Annotated in this window: 16 protein-coding genes; 10 read left to right on the top strand and 6 right to left on the bottom strand. The window is 64.1% G+C overall.

The genetic code is table 11. The annotated features are described in order from the left end of the window. Window positions 1-2: 2 nt before the first annotated feature. The 3 genes from JAB4_RS05920 to JAB4_RS05910 all read right to left on the bottom strand — a co-directional run bounded on the left by JAB4_RS05920 (window position 3) and on the right by JAB4_RS05910 (window position 3,347). The gene (locus JAB4_RS05920) at window positions 3-1,166 is read right to left on the bottom strand and encodes a cyclopropane-fatty-acyl-phospholipid synthase family protein (RefSeq protein ID WP_083287245.1); all 1,164 of its coding nucleotides are present in this window, start codon (window positions 1,164-1,166) and stop codon (window positions 3-5) included. Between the two features lie 80 nt (window positions 1,167-1,246). Further along, window positions 1,247-2,044 carry a DUF1365 domain-containing protein gene (locus JAB4_RS05915; RefSeq protein WP_070222508.1) on the bottom strand — a complete coding sequence of 266 codons (798 nt, stop codon included), beginning with the start codon at window positions 2,042-2,044 and terminating at the stop codon, window positions 1,247-1,249. Next, window positions 2,034-3,347, bottom strand: a complete 1,314-nt coding sequence (locus JAB4_RS05910; protein WP_070222510.1) for an FAD-dependent oxidoreductase — start codon at window positions 3,345-3,347, stop codon at window positions 2,034-2,036. The genes JAB4_RS05915 and JAB4_RS05910 overlap by 11 nt, the downstream gene beginning before the upstream one ends. Window positions 3,348-3,551: 204 nt before the next feature. Between JAB4_RS05910 and JAB4_RS05905 the strand changes: the two genes are divergently transcribed. From JAB4_RS05905 to rpoH, 5 genes are all read left to right on the top strand, one after another. After that, on the top strand, window positions 3,552-4,493 hold the full coding sequence (locus tag JAB4_RS05905; protein WP_070222512.1) for a MerR family transcriptional regulator: 942 nt from the start codon (window positions 3,552-3,554) through the stop codon (window positions 4,491-4,493). A 164-nt stretch (window positions 4,494-4,657) separates the two neighbouring features. Beyond that, window positions 4,658-5,713 carry a signal recognition particle-docking protein FtsY gene (ftsY, locus tag JAB4_RS05900; RefSeq protein WP_070222514.1) on the top strand — a complete coding sequence of 352 codons (1,056 nt, stop codon included), beginning with the start codon at window positions 4,658-4,660 and terminating at the stop codon, window positions 5,711-5,713. A gap of 8 nt (window positions 5,714-5,721) precedes the next feature. Beyond that, a complete protein-coding gene (locus JAB4_RS05895) occupies window positions 5,722-6,465 on the top strand; it encodes an ATP-binding cassette domain-containing protein (RefSeq protein ID WP_070222516.1) in 744 nt (247 codons plus the stop codon). Then, a complete protein-coding gene (gene ftsX, locus JAB4_RS05890) occupies window positions 6,462-7,382 on the top strand; it encodes a permease-like cell division protein FtsX (RefSeq protein WP_070222518.1) in 921 nt (306 codons plus the stop codon). Before JAB4_RS05895 ends, ftsX begins: the two co-directional genes overlap by 4 nt. Window positions 7,383-7,786: 404 nt before the next feature. Next, window positions 7,787-8,686 carry an RNA polymerase sigma factor RpoH gene (gene rpoH, locus JAB4_RS05885; RefSeq protein ID WP_170932923.1) on the top strand — a complete coding sequence of 300 codons (900 nt, stop codon included), beginning with the start codon at window positions 7,787-7,789 and terminating at the stop codon, window positions 8,684-8,686. Window positions 8,687-8,775: 89 nt separating this feature from the next. Here the strand turns inward: rpoH and JAB4_RS05880 are convergent, their stop codons facing one another. Then, on the bottom strand, window positions 8,776-9,042 hold the full coding sequence (locus tag JAB4_RS05880; protein ID WP_070222522.1) for a hypothetical protein: 267 nt from the start codon (window positions 9,040-9,042) through the stop codon (window positions 8,776-8,778). Between the two features lie 181 nt (window positions 9,043-9,223). On the opposite strand from JAB4_RS05880, the gene JAB4_RS05875 reads away from it, so the two are divergent. Further along, complete coding sequence (locus JAB4_RS05875; protein ID WP_070222524.1) at window positions 9,224-9,676, top strand: hypothetical protein; 453 nt, start codon at window positions 9,224-9,226, stop codon at window positions 9,674-9,676. On the opposite strand, the gene JAB4_RS05870 is transcribed toward JAB4_RS05875, so the two are convergent. Beyond that, complete coding sequence (locus JAB4_RS05870) at window positions 9,673-10,020, bottom strand: antibiotic biosynthesis monooxygenase (protein ID WP_070222526.1); 348 nt, start codon at window positions 10,018-10,020, stop codon at window positions 9,673-9,675. The genes JAB4_RS05875 and JAB4_RS05870 overlap by 4 nt on opposite strands. Next, a complete protein-coding gene (locus tag JAB4_RS05865) occupies window positions 10,017-11,144 on the bottom strand; it encodes a cytochrome P450 (protein WP_070222840.1) in 1,128 nt (375 codons plus the stop codon). The genes JAB4_RS05870 and JAB4_RS05865 overlap by 4 nt, the downstream gene beginning before the upstream one ends. Window positions 11,145-11,220: 76 nt before the next feature. On the opposite strand from JAB4_RS05865, the gene JAB4_RS05860 reads away from it, so the two are divergent. The 4 genes from JAB4_RS05860 (at window position 11,221) to JAB4_RS05845 (ending at window position 16,645) form a co-directional block, all read left to right on the top strand. Continuing rightward, the gene (locus JAB4_RS05860) at window positions 11,221-11,919 is read left to right on the top strand and encodes a metalloregulator ArsR/SmtB family transcription factor (RefSeq protein ID WP_070222528.1); all 699 of its coding nucleotides are present in this window, start codon (window positions 11,221-11,223) and stop codon (window positions 11,917-11,919) included. Continuing rightward, the gene (locus JAB4_RS05855) at window positions 11,916-12,641 is read left to right on the top strand and encodes an ABC transporter ATP-binding protein (RefSeq protein ID WP_070222530.1); all 726 of its coding nucleotides are present in this window, start codon (window positions 11,916-11,918) and stop codon (window positions 12,639-12,641) included. The genes JAB4_RS05860 and JAB4_RS05855 overlap by 4 nt, the downstream gene beginning before the upstream one ends. Continuing rightward, a complete protein-coding gene (locus tag JAB4_RS05850; RefSeq protein ID WP_070222533.1) occupies window positions 12,638-14,920 on the top strand; it encodes a CPBP family intramembrane glutamic endopeptidase in 2,283 nt (760 codons plus the stop codon). The genes JAB4_RS05855 and JAB4_RS05850 overlap by 4 nt, the downstream gene beginning before the upstream one ends. A gap of 84 nt (window positions 14,921-15,004) precedes the next feature. Then, window positions 15,005-16,645 (top strand): patatin-like phospholipase family protein, encoded by a 1,641-nt coding sequence (locus tag JAB4_RS05845; RefSeq protein WP_070222535.1) that lies wholly within the window; start codon window positions 15,005-15,007, stop codon window positions 16,643-16,645. Window positions 16,646-16,716 lie beyond the last annotated feature (71 nt).

The raw sequence follows: 16,716 nt of genomic DNA, 5'->3' as shown, positions 1-16,716 counted from the left end.
GGTCAGTCCTTCACCAGAGTAAATTGCATTACATCCGTGTTGTGCGCCTGGAAGGCGGCCTCGCAATACGCGAGGTAAAACTCCCAGGTCAGCAGGAAACGGCCATCGAAACCCTGCTTTTCCAGCGCCGTGCGCTGGGCCAGGAAGCTGGCGCGCCACTGGCGCAGGGTTTGCGCGTAATCGAGGCCAAAGCGGAAGGCGTCTTCCACGCGCAAGCCCCGCGCCTCGGCGGCGCGGCGGAACTCGGCCGGCGACGGCAGCATGCCGCCAGGAAAAATATACTGTTGAATGAAATCCGTGCTCTTGCTGTAGCGCTCGAACAAGTCGTCGGCGATGACGATGGTCTGGATGCAGGCGCGGCCGCCCGGCCTCAGGTTGCGGGCCACGCAGGCAAAGTAACTTGGCCAGTAGCTTTGCCCCACGGCTTCGAACATCTCGATCGAGGCGATGGCGTCGTACTGGCCGGCGCTGTCGCGGTAATCGCACAGCTGCAAGTCGGCCTGCCCTGCCAGCCCCGCGTCTTGCAGGCGCTGGCGCGCATACGCCAGCTGTTCGGTCGACAAGGTCAGGCCCGTCACGTGGGCGCCGTAATCGCGCGCTGCCGTTTCCGCAAAGCCGCCCCAGCCGCAGCCGATTTCCAGCACCTTGGCGCCTGGCCGCAGTTGCAGCTGATCGGCGATGCGCCGGTATTTCGCCCCTTGCGCCTGCTCCAGGCTGGCGCCTTCGGCAAACAGCGCACTCGAATACGTCATCGACGGATCCAGCCACAACTGATAAAAGGCATTGCCGATATCGTAATGGGCGTGGATATTCTTCTTGCTGCCGGCGCGCGAATTGCGGTTGAGCAAATGCCGCAGCTTGTAGACCAGGTTGCCCCACCAGTTGCCATAGATCAAGGACTCGATCTGCGCGCGGTTGCGTATCATCAGCTCGATCAAGCCCGGCAAATTGTCCGTGCGCCAGTCGCCGGCGATAAACGTTTCCGCAAAGCCGATATCGCCCGAGCGCAACACGGCGGAACACAGGCGCCAGTTGTGCAAGTCCAGGGTGACGGGGTGGCTGCCGTCGCCGTACAGCAAGATGCTGCCATCCGGCGTGCGCAGACGCAGGGCGCCATATTGTAATTTTTGCAGCAGGCGCACGATCATGCGCCCGGAAGCGGGCATATCCAGGTGCGTGTGGTCGGGCAAGTGCGCGGGACACGCGCTGCTGCGCGCATGCAGGCCGGTCGGCAGGGAGTCGGAGCTCATCGGGACACCTTTTCTTGTGGAGGGTGGGGTTTGCTGAAAAACGGCACGCGGCGCAGCCACAGGCGCAAGGCTTGCCAATGGATGCGCGCCATCACGCCGAACGTCATCAGCGGGTAGCGCAGCAGAGCCCAGGCGATGGCGCCATCGCGCAGCGTCTGCGCCGTACCGGACAAGCTCGTCTGCAAAACAGGACCGTCAAGGTCGTCATAATCGACCCGGGCCAGGTGGCGCTCGCCATCCTCTTCACTGTTGCGCAGGAAACGGAAGCGGTAATGCCCTTCCACCTTGCAAAATGGCGACACGTGGAAAATTTTTCTGGCCTGCAATTCGCTGCCATACGCGATGGGCCCGCCCTGCTCGAGCAGGTACAGGTGGCGCTCGCCGAAGGTATTGCGCACGTCGCAGACCACGGCGCGCAAGGCGCCATCCGTACGGTGGCAAAACCAGAAGCTGACGGGATTGAAAACATAGCCGAACATGCGCGGCATGGTTTGCAGCCAGATTTCGCCGCCCGCGTCAAGCACGCCTTGCTGGCGCAGCAAGCCATCGATCCACTCCAGCAGCGGCGTCGTGCCATCGCCATGGTCGCTGTCGCGGAAGGACAGCACATTGGCGCCGTTGCGCGAGATCAAGCGGGCAGGAAAATCGTGCGCGCCCAGGCTGCGCAAGGGCAGGCGCAGATAAAACATGCCGTAACTGAAAGCATGCGCGCGCGGACGCAGCCGCGCATGCCGCACCCGCCCCAGACACAGCTGGGGCTGCGGCGGCACGGACGGCGATGAATTACGCGGCATGGCCGAGCTCCGCCGCCGCCATGCCATTGAGTATTTGCGCCACGGCAAGGCCCGACTTCAAACCGTCTTCATGGAAACCATAGCCCGTCCAGGCGCCCGCAAACCACGTGTGCTGCGCGCCCTGGAAACCGGCCAGGCGCGCCTGGGCCGCAATGGCCGCGCCATCGAACACGGGGTGGGCATACGAAAACGCGTCGATGACCTTGGCCGGGTCCGGCTCGTCGAGCGGATTGAGCGAGACGATGACGGGTGTCGTAAACGGCAGCGGCTGCAGCTGGTTCAGCAAATAGTGCACGCATACCTGCGGCGATTCGCCCTCCTGCGCGGCCGGCCGGCCCTGGTAATTCCAGGCCGACCAGGCGCGGCGGCGCTGCGGCAGGCAAGACGCATCCGTATGCAGCACGGCCCGGTTCGGCTGGTAGCGCACGGCTTCAAGCACGGAGCGCTCGTCGTCACGGATGTCCGCCAGCAGGGCCAGCGACTGGTCGCTGTGGCAAGCGAGTACCACGTGATCGGCATGCTCGACGCCGGCCGCCGTATGCAGCTCGACCATGCGTGCGCCGTTGTGCCCCTGGCGCCGCACGGCCAGCACGGGACACGCCAGGCGCTGCTGCGCAATGCCTGCCAGCAGTTTTTCCACGTACACGCGCGCACCGCCGCGCACCGTACGCCATTGCGGCCGGTTGCTCACTTGCAGCAAGCCGTGGTTGTGGCAGAAACGGATGAAGGTGGCCAAGGGAAAGGCCAGCATCTGGCGCGCCGGGCACGACCAGATGCAGGCGGCCATGGGCAACAGATACCAGTGACGGAACTCGTCGCCATAATTGTGCAGATCAAGGAACTCGCCGAGCGACATGGCCGGCGCCGGCACGCTGGCCATGGCCAGGGCGCTGGCCTGGCGGTTGAAGCGCACGATATCGCGCAGCATGCGCAGGAAGGCGGGGCGCAACAGATTGCTGCGCTGCGTGAACACGGTATCGAAATTGGCGCCCGCCCATTCCAGCACGCGGGCATCGGACGAGGTGCCCAGCGGCATCTTCACGGAAAACGACATGTCGCTGTCGGCCGCCTCGACACCGAGTTCGTCAAACAGTTGCACCAGGTTCGGATAGGTGGCGTGGTTAAACACGAGGAAACCCGTGTCGACGCCATGCGTGACGCCATCGAGCGTGACATCGACCGTATGGCTGTGGCCGCCAAAATAGTCGCCCGCCTCGTACAAGGTCACGTCCTGGCCCGCCTGCGCCAGGCGATAGGCACACGACAAACCTGCAATTCCTGCTCCGACGACGGCAATTTTCATGAGTACACCTGTATTAAGTTTGTCCTGGACAAAACGAGCCTCATGGATAATCGATGAAATATTGATTTATGTCAATGAGCGCCCTCGGCCGTTCCACAACTTATACGTCGGCAATTTCCAATCGGATTCAGCTATTTGGTCCGGGGCGGCGGAAGGCGTAAAATGCACTCCACGTTCTTTTTGGCATGCGAGCAAGCCCCTGGTATGGATACTGACCTGCAACCTACTTCCGCCTTCAGCATCAGCGATGTCGAGCGCGATACCGGGCTGGCCAAGGAAACCTTGCGTGTCTGGGAGCGCCGCTACGCTTTTCCCCAGCCTCAGCGCGACGCCTTTGGCGAGCGCAGCTACCCGGCCGAGCAAGTGCAGAAGTTGCGCATGGTCAAGCGCCTGCTGGACCTCGGCTTTCGTCCGGGAAAAATCATGCAGCACAGCACCGTGCAACTGCAGCAGCTGGCCAGCGCCGGCAGTGCGGCGCCGTCAACGCCGCCTCCGCAGCTCGAACACTACCTGTCGCTGTGCCACGGCCACCAGATGGCGGAACTGGGGGACGCCCTGCGCCAGGCGCTGGCCGTGCTGGGCTTGAAAGCGTTCACCATCGACGTGATCGCCCCCCTGACGGGCATGGTGGGCGAGGCGTGGGCTTGCGGCGACCTGGCCGTGTATGAAGAGCATCTGTATAGCGAAACCTTGCAAACGGTGATGCGCCACGCCATCTTTTCCCTGCCGCAGGCAAGCAGCCCATCGACGCGCACGCCACGCATCGTGCTCAGTACCTTGCCGCAGGAGCGTCATGGCCTGGGGCTGCTGATGGCCGAGGCGCTGTGCGCGGCGGCCGGCGCCCATTGCATGTCGCTGGGAGTGGAAACGCCGCTGACGGACATCGTCGCGGCCGCGCGCGCGCAGCGGGCCGATATCGTGGCGCTGTCGTTTTCCAGCGCCAGCAAGCAGCGGCAGACGCGCGACAGCCTGCAGCAACTGCATGCGAACTTGCCGCCAAGCATGGAATTGTGGGCAGGGGGACGCAGTCCCGTGCTGTACAAGCAGCCCCCTTCTTTCCTGCATGTGCTGGACTTGCGGCAAGTCGACGAAAGCATCGCCGACTGGCGCCGCCGCCACCAGGCGCTGGCCCTGCAAACGCATTGAACCCGTTGAAAAGCGCGGCAACTGCGGCGATCTCCGTGGATAGGCACGCAATGTTGCCAATCGAACAGTAAAGCATGAAGGGCCGGGCGCGCTCTGGTAGAATAGCCCGTAACACAGTGTCCGGCGCCGCCGGGCCTTAGGTCAGCACCCGCCACCACACATCCATGTTTAGTTTCTTCAAGAAAAAACCCATCGCTCCCGAGGCCACACCAGCCGAGCCCCTCGTCCTTCCCGCCACGCCGCCCGCACCGCAGCCAGCCGCTACGCCCCTGAGCGGCGCGCCGGCCGAGCTCGTGCCCGTGGTCGTGGCCGCCGAACCCGAGAAAAAATCGTGGATGACGCGCCTGAAGGCGGGCCTGTCGAAAACCTCGAACACCTTGTCCGTGCTGTTCGTCGGCGCGAAGATCGACGACGCCCTGTACGAAGAGCTGGAAGCGGCGCTGCTGATGTCCGACGCCGGCATCGACGCCACCGAATTCCTGCTCACGGAATTGAAGAAAAAGGTCAAGGAAGACAAGCTGCTCGACGCAGCCGCCGTCAAGGCCGCGCTGAAAGTGCTGCTGATCGAGCTCCTGAGCCCGCTGGAAAAGCGCTTCGAGCTGGGCCGCCACAAGCCGCTGGTGATGATGATTTCCGGCGTCAATGGCGCCGGCAAGACCACCACCATCGGCAAGCTGGCCAAGCACATGCAGTCGAACAACCAGTCCGTGCTGCTGGCCGCGGGCGACACCTTCCGCGCCGCCGCGCGCGAGCAGTTGATGGTCTGGGGCGAGCGCAACAACGTTACCGTGATTTCGCAAGAATCGGGCGACCCGGCCGCCGTGGCCTACGACTCCGTGCAATCGGCGAAGGCGCGCGGCATCGACGTGGTCATGGTCGACACGGCCGGCCGCCTGCCGACCCAGTTGCACTTGATGGAAGAATTGAAGAAAATCAAGCGCGTGATCGGCAAGGGCATGGAGGGCGCGCCGCATGAAACCCTGCTCGTCATCGACGGCAACACGGGTCAGAACGCCCTCACGCAAGTGAAGGCCTTCGACGATGCCCTGCAGTTGAGCGGCCTGGTGATCACCAAGCTGGACGGTACCGCCAAGGGCGGGGTTCTGGCGGCGATTGCCCGCGTGCGCCCCGTGCCCGTGTATTTCATCGGCATCGGTGAGAAAATTGAAGACTTGCAGCCCTTCGTGGCTGCCGAATTTGTCGAAGCGCTGCTCGGATAAGCCTATACATGATTGAATTTCAGCACGTCTCCAAGCAATACTCCCCCGACGCCGTGGCGCTCAGCGACATTTCGCTCAGTATTGCCAAGGGCGAGCTGGTCTTCCTGGCCGGCCCGTCCGGCGCCGGCAAGTCCACCTTGCTGAAAATGATCGCCGCCATGGAACGCCCCACGTCGGGCAAGCTGATCGTCAATGGCCAAGACATGGCGAAGATCAAGCCGGCCGGCGTGCCGTTTTTGCGCCGTAACATGGGCCTGATCTTCCAGCAACAAAAACTGCTGAACGACCGCTCCATCCTGGCCAACGTCATGCTGCCGCTGCTCGTCGTCGGCGCGCATAAAGTTGCCGCCGAGCAGCGCGCGCGCGCCGCGCTCGACAAGGTGGGATTGCTGGACCGCGCCATGGCGCGTCCGCTGTCGCTGTCGGGCGGCGAGCAGCAGCGCGTATCGATCGCGCGCGCCATCGTCAACCGGCCGCAGATCATCCTGGCCGACGAACCGACGGCCAACCTGGACCGCGCCAGCGCCAACAAGGTGCTCGACGCCCTCAAAGCATTCCACTCGGTGGGCGTGACTTGCCTCATTTCCAGCCATGACGAACAGATGCTCGACGCCGCCGCCCGCGTGATCCACCTGAAGAACGGCCAGCTGGTCGCCATCGACAAGGCCACGCAGGCGCCCGTCTTCGCCCCGCCCGATCCCGACTTTGCGCCCGCTCCCGACCAGGACGACGCGCAGGGAGAACAGGCATGAGAGGCTGGTTCCGTCAACACCGCTTCGCGCTCGGTTCGGCGCTGATTCACTTGCGCAAGTCGCCAGGCGGCTTCCTGTTGAACGTGCTCGTCGTCGCCATCGCCCTGTCGCTGCCGTTCGCCGGCTTGACCATGCTCGACAATGTGCGCCCCATGTCGGAGCAAATGTCCGTCGACCCGGAAATCAGCGTCTTCCTGAAGATCGACACGCCGCGCGAACAAGCCGTGGCCCTGGCCAGCGCCATGCGCAAGATCGTCGGCGAGCAAAAGGCGAAGATCGTCTTCATCCCGCGCGAACAGGCGCTCGATACGCTGAAGAACAAGAACGGCCTGGCCGACGTACTGAGCACCCTGGGCGACAATCCCCTGCCCGACAGCTATGTGCTGAAACTCGACGCCTTCAGCAGCGCCAGCGAAGCGCAGGATGTCGATGCCGTGGCGGAACAGTTGCGCCACCTGCCGGGCGTGGAATCGGCGCAAGTCGATTCGGCCTGGGTCAAGCGTCTGGCGGCCCTGCTGGGCGTGCTGCGCCTGGTGCTGCTGCTGCTGGCCATCACCCTGGGCGTGGCCGTCATCGCCGTGGTCTTCAATACCATCCGCCTGCAAGTGATGCAGCAGCGCGATGAAATCAGCATCTCGAAACTGATCGGCGCCACCGACACTTTCATCCACCGCCCCTTCTATTACACGGGCGCCCTGCTGGGCCTGTGCGCCGGTGCGCTGGCGCTGGGCGCCGTGGCGCTGGCCTTGCAGCCGCTCAATACCGCGATTGCCGAGTTTGCACGCCTGTATGCGTCCGAATTCCAGCTGGTGCCGCTGGCGCCGCTGCCGATGGCAGGCTTGCTGGCCGTCAGCGCCGGCCTCGGCCTGATCGGCGCCTTCCTCTGCGTACAGCGCCACCTGGCGCGCCTGAACTGACCTTCCTTTCCATGGCGGCGCTCCTGGCGCCGCCATGCGCCTCGCCATCCCCATCTGCTGTTATCTTGATATTTAGCAAGTATTCTTAAGGCTCGCTTCAGCCAGAGGCCGTAGACTGGCCATGTTGTCGTAAAGCGCTATCTCGCGCTGTTCAGAGATATATATCAAGCATTAAATCACCATAGCATTTAGGCTATCAGAACGATTAAATGTGCTGATTGGCACTCTCAGGCAGAGAGTGCTAATATAGGGACATACCAACAGCAGAACCGCCATGGACGCCAGATGAAGATGGTGCCGCGATCTGCAAAGTGCAAGACCGAATACGCAAAACAGAACAGACAATCGGGCCACGTCGTGTGATGTGGCCAACTGGAACAAAGCAAGACTACGAGGGAGAAAACATGACTATGATGTCCGCAACATCCGCATTGGTTCCGACCAAAAGTAATGCGCTGGGCCTCGGGTTCACTGGCAATCTGGGCAATATCGACGCCTATATTTCGGCCGTGAACCGTCTGCCCATGTTGACCCACGACGAAGAAATTTCGCTGGCGAAACGCCTGCGCGAAAAAAATGACCTGGCCGCCGCGCAAGAGCTGGTGCTGTCGCACCTGCGCCTGGTGGTCTCGATTGCCCGCGGCTATCTGGGCTATGGCTTGCCGCATGCCGACCTGATTCAGGAAGGCAATATCGGCTTGATGAAAGCCGTGAAACGTTTCGATCCGGACCAGGGCGTGCGCCTGGTGTCGTACGCCATGCACTGGGTGAAAGCCGAGATGCATGAGTACATCCTGAAAAACTGGCGCCTGGTCAAGGTCGCGACGACGAAGGCACAGCGCAAGCTGTTCTTCAATCTGCGCAGCCACAAGACGGGCCTCGATGCGATGACGCCGAAGCAGATCGATGCGCTGGCCAAGCTGCTCGACGTGAAGCGCGAAGAAGTGATCGAAATGGAAACGCGCTTGAGCGGCCGCGACATCGCGCTGGAATCGCCGACCGACGATGAAGACGACAAGTTTTCGCCGATCGCCTACCTGTCGTCGGAGCAAAGCGAGCCGACCAAGGTGCTGGAAGCGGAACAAGTGACGCGCCTGCAATCGGAAGGTCTGGAAACGGCCTTGTCGAAGCTGGACGCCCGTTCGCGCCGCATCATCGAAGCGCGCTGGCTGGCCAACGACGACGGCTCCGGTGCCACGCTGCACGCGCTGGCGGAAGAGTTCGGCGTATCGGCCGAGCGCATCCGCCAGATCGAAGTGGCGGCGCTGAAGAAAATGAAGGGCGCCCTGGCGGCCTACGTGTAATCGAAAGCAATGCCGCAATGCAAAAGGCGCCGCAAGGCGCCTTTTAGTTTTATAAATGATATTTATCAACAGATAAACATTGTCAGCCCTTATGCTGCAGCCAAGCCCTTGGTGATCAGCTCGGCGACCAATTCATTCAGATCCACGCCGCGCTCCTTGGCCAGGGTCTGCAATTGCAACACCAGATCGCTGTTCAGCTTGACGGCGAACGGCACCAGGCCCAGCGCCTGATCGCGCTTGCGCTGCTCGCGGCGGTCGACGACCACCGCTTCCTTACCGAATGCACCGGCGCCGGGAACATTCATCTTTCCCATCAGTTTCTTGGCATCGCTTTTGGCCAGGTCGGTTTTTTTCATGGTTGTTTCCTGATTTTCAAAACAGCCATTCTACGCAGTAATCGGCGCGCCGCGTGGCCGACGCGTCAATTCATCGGCAGCGCGCCAATAGTGCGCCAGAAAAATATCATTTTGTTATTATCATTTTCATCCCACGCGTGGACGCCACGCCGGCCGGGACGCTCCACCTGAAAGGAAAAACATGCACTATCTACATCAATCGTACCGAACGTGGTTGTTACCCCTGTTCATCGCCTGCCTGGCCGTGCTGGCGGGCTGCGGCGCGGCTGGCAGCGCCGGCGACGCGGAAAACACGCCGCGCAGCGTCACCCACGTGCTCTCGCCGGGCGAACAGGTCGCCATCACGGCCACCGATACCCTGAAACTCGAGCGCGTCAACGACAGCCGCTGCCGCAAGGGCGCCGTGTGCGTGTGGAAAGGCTACGTCAGCTACAGTTTCAGTTTGCTCAACAGCGCGGGCGCCACCGACATCGTCTTGTCCGAGTCCATGCCCGGCGCCGCCAGCTCCGTGACCGTCAACCACCTGACGTTCACCCTGCTCGACGTCGACCCGGCCACGCCGCCCGCCCTGGACGCGGCCGCGCCCACCTACCGGGTCAAGGTCAAGATTACGCAGGGCGCGCTGCCCCGCTAAATACCGTGGCGGCGCTGGCTGTCGGCAGGCGCCTGCTGGCGCTCCAGCATGCCGTAATCGCGCACCACGCCGGCGATGCGCAACCGGTAGTCGTCGAACACACCGTGCCTGCCCGCCGATTGCGCCGCGCGGTGCGCTTCCAGCTGCCGCCACTGCGCCAGTGCCGCTTCGTCGCGAAAGAAAGACAGCGACAGCAGTTTGCCAGGCTCGCTCAGGCTGCTGAAGCGCTCGATGGAAATGAATCCATCGACTTCAGCGAGCAAGGGACGCAGCGCGGCGGCCAGGTCCAGATACTGCTGGCGTCCTTCGGCGCTGGGCCAGACTTCGAAAATCACGGCAATCATGCTATTTCTCCATTGCTGAAGACGGGGATGCGGGCGTTCAGCGAAGGCCGGTACGACCAGGCCAGCGGCATGTCTTCCAGCCCGTCGGCCCATGCCTGCAGGCATGCCGTGGCAATCGTCTGTGCGATGGACTGGCCCGGACAGGCGTGGCGGCCATGGCCAAAACCCGACTCCGCCTGGCCGGCGCTGGCCAGCACGACGACGATCGTCTGCCCGGCCGGTATGCACACGCCGGGCAATTCCACGGCATCGGCCGTGTAGCGGCGCGTGTTATGGATGGCGGGGTCATGCCGGCTGACCTCGCGCAGCAAAGCCGGCCATCGCTGGGGTGCGGCGCGCAGTTGCGCGAACAACTGCGGCTGCGTGCACAAAGCGACCGTGGCATTGCCCAGCAGACCTGCCGTGGCGTCACACGTCTGCGACAGCAAGCCCACAAGGTTGGCCAGCACGCCGCCAGACGCCTGCCAGCCGACGGCATCCGCCCCGCTCACGATGTCGTGCAGCAAGCTGCCGGGCAAGGCATCCGCCTCGCGCAGCAATACGGTAAAACCGTGCAGCAAGGCGTCGGCCGCTTGCTGCGCGCCGGCCAGTTGTTCTCCATTGCTCAGCGGCGACAAACAGGCGACAAAGTCGCGCGTCCAGGCGGCCAGCGCCGGCCATTGCGCTGGCGCAAAGCCCAGCAAGTCCGCCATGGCGAACAGGGGCAGCTCAAAAATCGCCTCGTTCAGCTGCGCGGCGCTGCCGGGAACGCGGTCGCCGGCAAACTGCATCACCCGTCCGTGCAGGCGAGCCAGGTCCACCTGGCCCAGCGCGCGCGCCAGCACCTGTTTCGGCACGGCATGCCGCTCGCCGTCGTTCATGCGCACCAGTTCGGCAAAGATGGCGCCGCACGGCGTGCCTGCCAGGTTGAGCGGCACGGCCTGCCCCGGCGGGCGCACGCGGCAAGCGGGATGCTCGAGCACGGCCCGCACGCCGGCCGCGCCCGTTGCCAGCCAGCAATCGAGCGACGCCTCGAAACGCAGCGGCGGGCCTTCCGCCAGGCGGCGATAGTAGCCATACGGTGCCGCGTGGGTGACGGCGGAAAAAGGGTCGGTGGGGGCGATAACAACGTCGGCGAGCGGCATGCGCATTCCATTGCAGTGATGTGGGGACACGAGTATGCTGCCCCTTCCACCACAACACTTCGCCCACGGACGAATCATGGATGACAAACTTCCCTCGGCCGACATGGGCCTGGCGCAACTGGCCGGCGCCATCGCCGAACCGGCCCGCGCGCGCATGCTGTGCAGCCTGCTCGATGGCCATGCGCGCACGGCCACGGAACTGGCCACCTTGGCCGAGGTAGGCGCCTCGACGGCCAGCGCCCATCTGGCGCGCTTGCGCGACGACGGTTTGCTGTCGATGCTGGCGCAGGGCAAGCACCGCTACTACCGTCTGGCCAGTACGGAGGTGGCGCGGGCGCTGGAAGCGCTGCTGGTGGTGGCCGGCGTGCCAGCAACGCCGTTTACACCCTCCACGCCGGACCGCTTGCGCCATGCGCGCACCTGCTACGACCACATGGCCGGCACGGTCGCCGTCGCCATGCACGACCAGTTGCACGCGCAAGGCTGGCTGCTCGACGATGATGGCGAAGGCGAATATTGCCTGTCGGAAGCGGGTGCGGCCGGCATGGCGGCGCTGGGCATCGACGTGCCGCAATTGCAGCGCCAGCGCCGCCGCTTCGCCTGTGCCTGCCTGGACTGGAGCGAACGGCGCGCCCATTTGGGCGGGGCGCTGGGGGCGGCCCTGCTGCAGCTGGCCCTGCGCCGGCGCTGGGCCGAGCGCGAACTCGACAGCCGTGCCCTGCGCCTCACGCCCGATGGCGAGCGGCGCCTGCTGGCCGCCCTGGGGGCACCATGATCAGCTTCGAAGGTTTGTCCAAACAGTACGGCACGTTCGAGGCCGTCAAGCCGCTGACCTTACAAGTGGGCAAAGGAGAGGTCTTCGGCTTCCTGGGCCCGAATGGGGCCGGTAAAACCACCACCATCCGCATGCTGATGGGCATCCTCGTGCCCAGCAGCGGGCGCGTGCTGATCGATGGCCTCGATTGCCACCGCGATGGCGCCGCCGTCAAGCGCAAGGTGGGCTATCTGCCCGACAATCCCATCTTCTACGATTATTTGCGAGGACGTGAAATCCTGCAATTCGTGGCCGAAATGCATGGCTATCCACGCGCCGAGGCGGCCACGCGCACGGCGCGTCTGCTGACGGAATTCGGCCTGGACGAGGCGAGCGAGGATTTCGCCGTCAATTATTCGCTGGGCATGAAGAAAAAGCTGGGCCTCGCGTGCGCGCTGATCCACGATCCCGCCGTGCTGATCCTCGATGAACCGATCAACGGCCTCGACCCGCGCGCGTCGCGCGACGTGCAGGAACGCCTGCTGCGCATCGCCGCGGCCGGCACCACCATTTTTGTTTCCACGCATTTGCTCGACATGGCGCAAAAACTGTGCAGCCGGGTTGCCATCATCCACCGTGGCGCCCTGGTCGCCACGGGCAGCCTGGACGAGATCCGCCAGCAGCTGTCCAGCGACGGCAGCCTGGAAGACCTCTTTTTGCAACTCACCGACGAAACCGCATGACACCGGCGCCGCCCACCGCCTGGCGCGCCGTCTGGTTGCTGACCCGATTGCGCCTGCAGCGCCTGCTCAACGTCAGCGGCAAGGGCTTGGCGTTCCATCGGGGAGGCAAGAGCCGACCCGCCACGCCAGGAAAGAAACGAGGGCGATGGCTGCTGGGCGCGCTGCTGGTCTTGCCCATGCTATTTGCCTCCGGCAATATCGCCCGCCACAACCTGCTGAACATGCATTGCCTGCTCGACCAGGTGACCGTTTGCCAGGCCAAGGGCAGCCTGCAGGCAGGCGAGCGCGTGATGGCGCCCGTCATCGCCCACTTGATCGAGCAACCGTTCAGTGCGGCGCTGGCGGGCGCCCTGACCTTGCAATTGGCGCTGCTGTGGCTGGTGAGCCTGCTGCTGCCGCTGGGCATGGGAGAACTGTCGAAGCCGGACTGGGACCTGGAATGGCTGGTCACCCTGCCCGTCGACAAGGGCACCCTGCTGTGGGCGCGCGTGCTCGAACGCACGCTGGTCAACCCGCTCGGCCTGCTGGTGCTGTGGCCCGGCACCACCATGATCGCCTGGTATTCGGGCCAGGACTGGTTTTCGCCGCTGTCGGGGCTGTTTGCCTGCCTGCTCCTGCTGGCCCTGGCGGCCATGTTGCGTACCCTGATCGACACGGGCTTGCGCCTGTCGCTCAGTCCTGCGCAGCTGGGCAACTTGCAGGCCCTGCTGTCGGTGGCCGGCCTGTTTCCCATGTATATGGGCATGTCGTTCGGCATGGGTACGGGCGGCTTTGCCCACGCGTGGGCGGCGGCCATGCCGGCCTGGACCGGCTGGACGCCGCCGGGCCTGCTGGTGAGTTTGCTCAATGCCCAAGGTGCGGCAGCAGCCTTGCCGGCCGTCCTGCTGCTGGCGCAATGCCTGTGCTTGATGCAGCTGGGCATGGCCCTGCTGCGCCGCCAGCTGCGCCACGGCGTGGTGGGCGCGGGCCAGCGCGAGGCCGGCCGCAAGCGCTCCCCTGCGAACCAGTCCGCTGGCAAGTGGCGCGCCCGCCCCGGCACGGTGATCCAGCGCCGCGAGCTGACTTTGCTGCTGCGCGACCGCAATTTTCTCGTGCAAACCCTGTTGCTGCCCTTGCTGATCCTCGGTGGCCAGGCCCTGTTCTCGGGCCAGGCACGCGACCTGCACGAGCTGCTGTCCAGCCCCGTCTTGCTGGCCTCTACCGGCTTTTTCCTCGGCACTTATGTGCTGATGATGTCGGCCTTCCAGACCCTCAACAAGGAAGGCGGCGCGCTGTGGCTGCTGTACACGTTTCCCGTCGCCGTCGACCAGGCGCTGCGGCAAAAAGCCCAGCTGTGGGCCGCGCTGGCCCTGCTCTACCCCTTGATCCTGTTCAGCGCGGCGCTGGCCTGGCAAGACGCCTGGCGGTGGGACATGGCGGGTTTGATGCTGCTGGCCCTGGCCGGTATCCCCCTGTACTCGGCGATCGCCGTGGCGCTGGGCGTGTTTGCCAGCGATCCGCTGGCCACCGAGGCGGCGGTAAAGATACGGCCCGCCTACACGTATCTATACCTGCTGCTGACCGGCCTGTACATCGCCGCGCTGGCGGCCGGCAGCCTGGCGCAGCAACTGGTGTTTGTCGTGCTGACGGCGGCGCTGGCCGTGGCCCTGTGGCAAAAAGCACGCGATGCGCTGCCCTACCTGCTCGACCCGTCCGCCTCGCCGCCGGCCAGGGTCACGGCAGCCGACGGCCTGATCGCCGCCATGCTGTTTTTTATTCTGCAAATCCTGCTGTTGATCCTGCTCAAGGACAAGGTGGCTGGCGTGCTCACGTATGTGCTGCTGCGCCTGGTCTACTGGCGCAGCAAGACGGCCGGCGTGCCGCGCATGGCACGAGGCCGGCACCCCTGGCGCTGGGGTACGGCAGGCGCGGCCGTATCGGCTCTCTGCGGCATCGCCTGCACGCTCGTGCTGCAAGCACCTGCGGCGGCAGTGGGCGACAGTTCGTGGGACAGCCTGTGGCTGCTGGCTCTGGGCGTGCTGGCCGCGCCCCTGTGCGAGGAATTCATTTTCCGCGGCTTGCTGCAGGGCGGCTTGCGCCGTTCGCTGCCGGCCTGGCAAGCGATCGCCATCGGCGCGACCTTCTTCGCCATCGTCCATCCGCCCGTGTCGATGCTGCCTGCCTTCGTGCTGGGCCTGTGCGCGGGCCTCGCGTACGAACGCAGCGGCGCGCTGTTGGCGCCCATACTGGTACACGCGGGCTACAACGCCGCCCTCCTCGCATATCAGCTGCATGCTTAATCACCAGCAAGTTTGCTAGAATCGCACACGTTTCCGTCCGTATCCCAACCAATGACTACGCACAGATCACGCATGAAGCCACGCTTGTTCGCACCATTTATCCTCGTTGCGCTGCTGAGCGGCTGCACGGTACTCGCCCTGCGCCCCAACAGCGGCGTGGAAAACCGCACGTTCACCGTGCAGGAAGCCCCGCGCCTGCGCATCGACGCGCCCAAGGCGCGCATCCAGCAGCCCATGCCCAACGACCACTTCATCGGCATCGCCCTGTCCGGCGGGGGCAGCCGCGCAGCCAATTTCTCGGCCGCCTCGCTGGAGCAGCTGGAAGAGTTCGGCCTCGTCAGCGGCGCCTCGGCCATCTCCGGCGTGTCCGGCGGCGCCATCGCGGGCGGCTACTATGCGCTGCATGGCAAGCAGACGGATTGGCCTTTGCTGCGCAGCAAGCTGAAAACGGATTTCTTCGGCCAGACCATTTTGAAACCTGCCAACCTGACGACGATGTTGTTGACGAACAAGACGCGCACCTCGTTCCTGTCCGACGTATTCGACGATGTGCTGTACGACAAGAAAACCTACGAGGACTTGCCGCACGATGGCCCCATCTTCCTGGCCAACGCGACGGACGCCACCGATGGCGGCAAGCGCGTGGTGTTTTCTTATGAGTATTTTTACGGCACCCTGCATTCGCCGATCCAGGATATCCGCCTGGCAACGGCCGTGGCCACCTCGGCCGCCTTTCCCGGCGTGTTCGATTCCGTCACCTTCGAGCGTTTCCGTCCGAAAAATACGTTCGTGCCGGAGCTCGGTTCCGAGTCGCGCGAATCGCCGTCCTACGTGCACCTGTTCGATGGCGGCGCGGCCGACAACCTGGGCGTGGAAACCCTGTGGGACGTGGCCCTGACGCAGCTGTACGGCAACGACATGGCCGTCGTGCCGCCGCGCCTGAACAGCAAGCCCTTCATCCTCATTTCCATCGACGCCAACGCGCCCAATTCCAGCGCCGTCTTCGAAAAGATGTCGGACGAGCGCCAGCCGCTGGACCGCATCTTCAACAAGAATATCTACGACGCCGTCGATGCCCTGTTTTCGCGCCAGCGCAAGGAAAACCTCGTCAAGATGGGCTTTGGGCAAGCCCGCTTCGATACCATCACGCATGAAAACTTTGGCGACCTGAGCCAGAAATTCGTCAAGGGCAAGCGCACCTCGGCCTTTGCCATTCCCGTGCTGTGCCGTCCCCACCTGGGCCAGTACCGCTGCGAAGTCGATGCGGCCGATCCCCTGCCCGGCCAGATCCGCACGCGCCTCGAAGGCTTTGCCTGGCATATTTCCATCGACCAGATCGCCTCGCTGGCGCTGCGCCTGTCCAGCGGCGACGCCCAAGTCGACAGTGCCCGCAAGGAAGAGCGCGCCGCCCTCGTCAAGCTGCAACGCCTGGCCACGCAGACGAAAACCCATCTGAAACTGACGGGGCCGGAAAACTGCAGCCCGGACGTCTTGCAATCGGCGCTGTACAGCGCCGCGCGCGTGCTGATCCTCGACGACGAGGAATCGCGCTTCGCCCTGTGCGACTACATGCTGGCGGGCAAACTGATCAATGACGACACGGTCTGCAAGCAGCGCTACGTGCACGCCGTGCCCCGCTTCGCCATCGAGAGCGAAGATTTGCAATACCGCAACTTGAGTTCAGACGGCAATTCCGTGAACGTGCCGATACGCTGCAAGAAGTGAGCTGCCTGGCACGACAAGGGTAACTCTTGATTGTAATCAAGACAGCCATGACGTCGACGAAGAAGAATGCA

Origin of the sequence: Janthinobacterium sp. HH102 (assembly GCF_001758625.2) — a bacterium.
Lineage (GTDB): Bacteria > Pseudomonadota > Gammaproteobacteria > Burkholderiales > Burkholderiaceae_D > Janthinobacterium.
The sequence above is the reverse complement of the archived record's forward strand: the minus strand, read 5'-3'. Positions and strand labels throughout refer to the sequence as shown.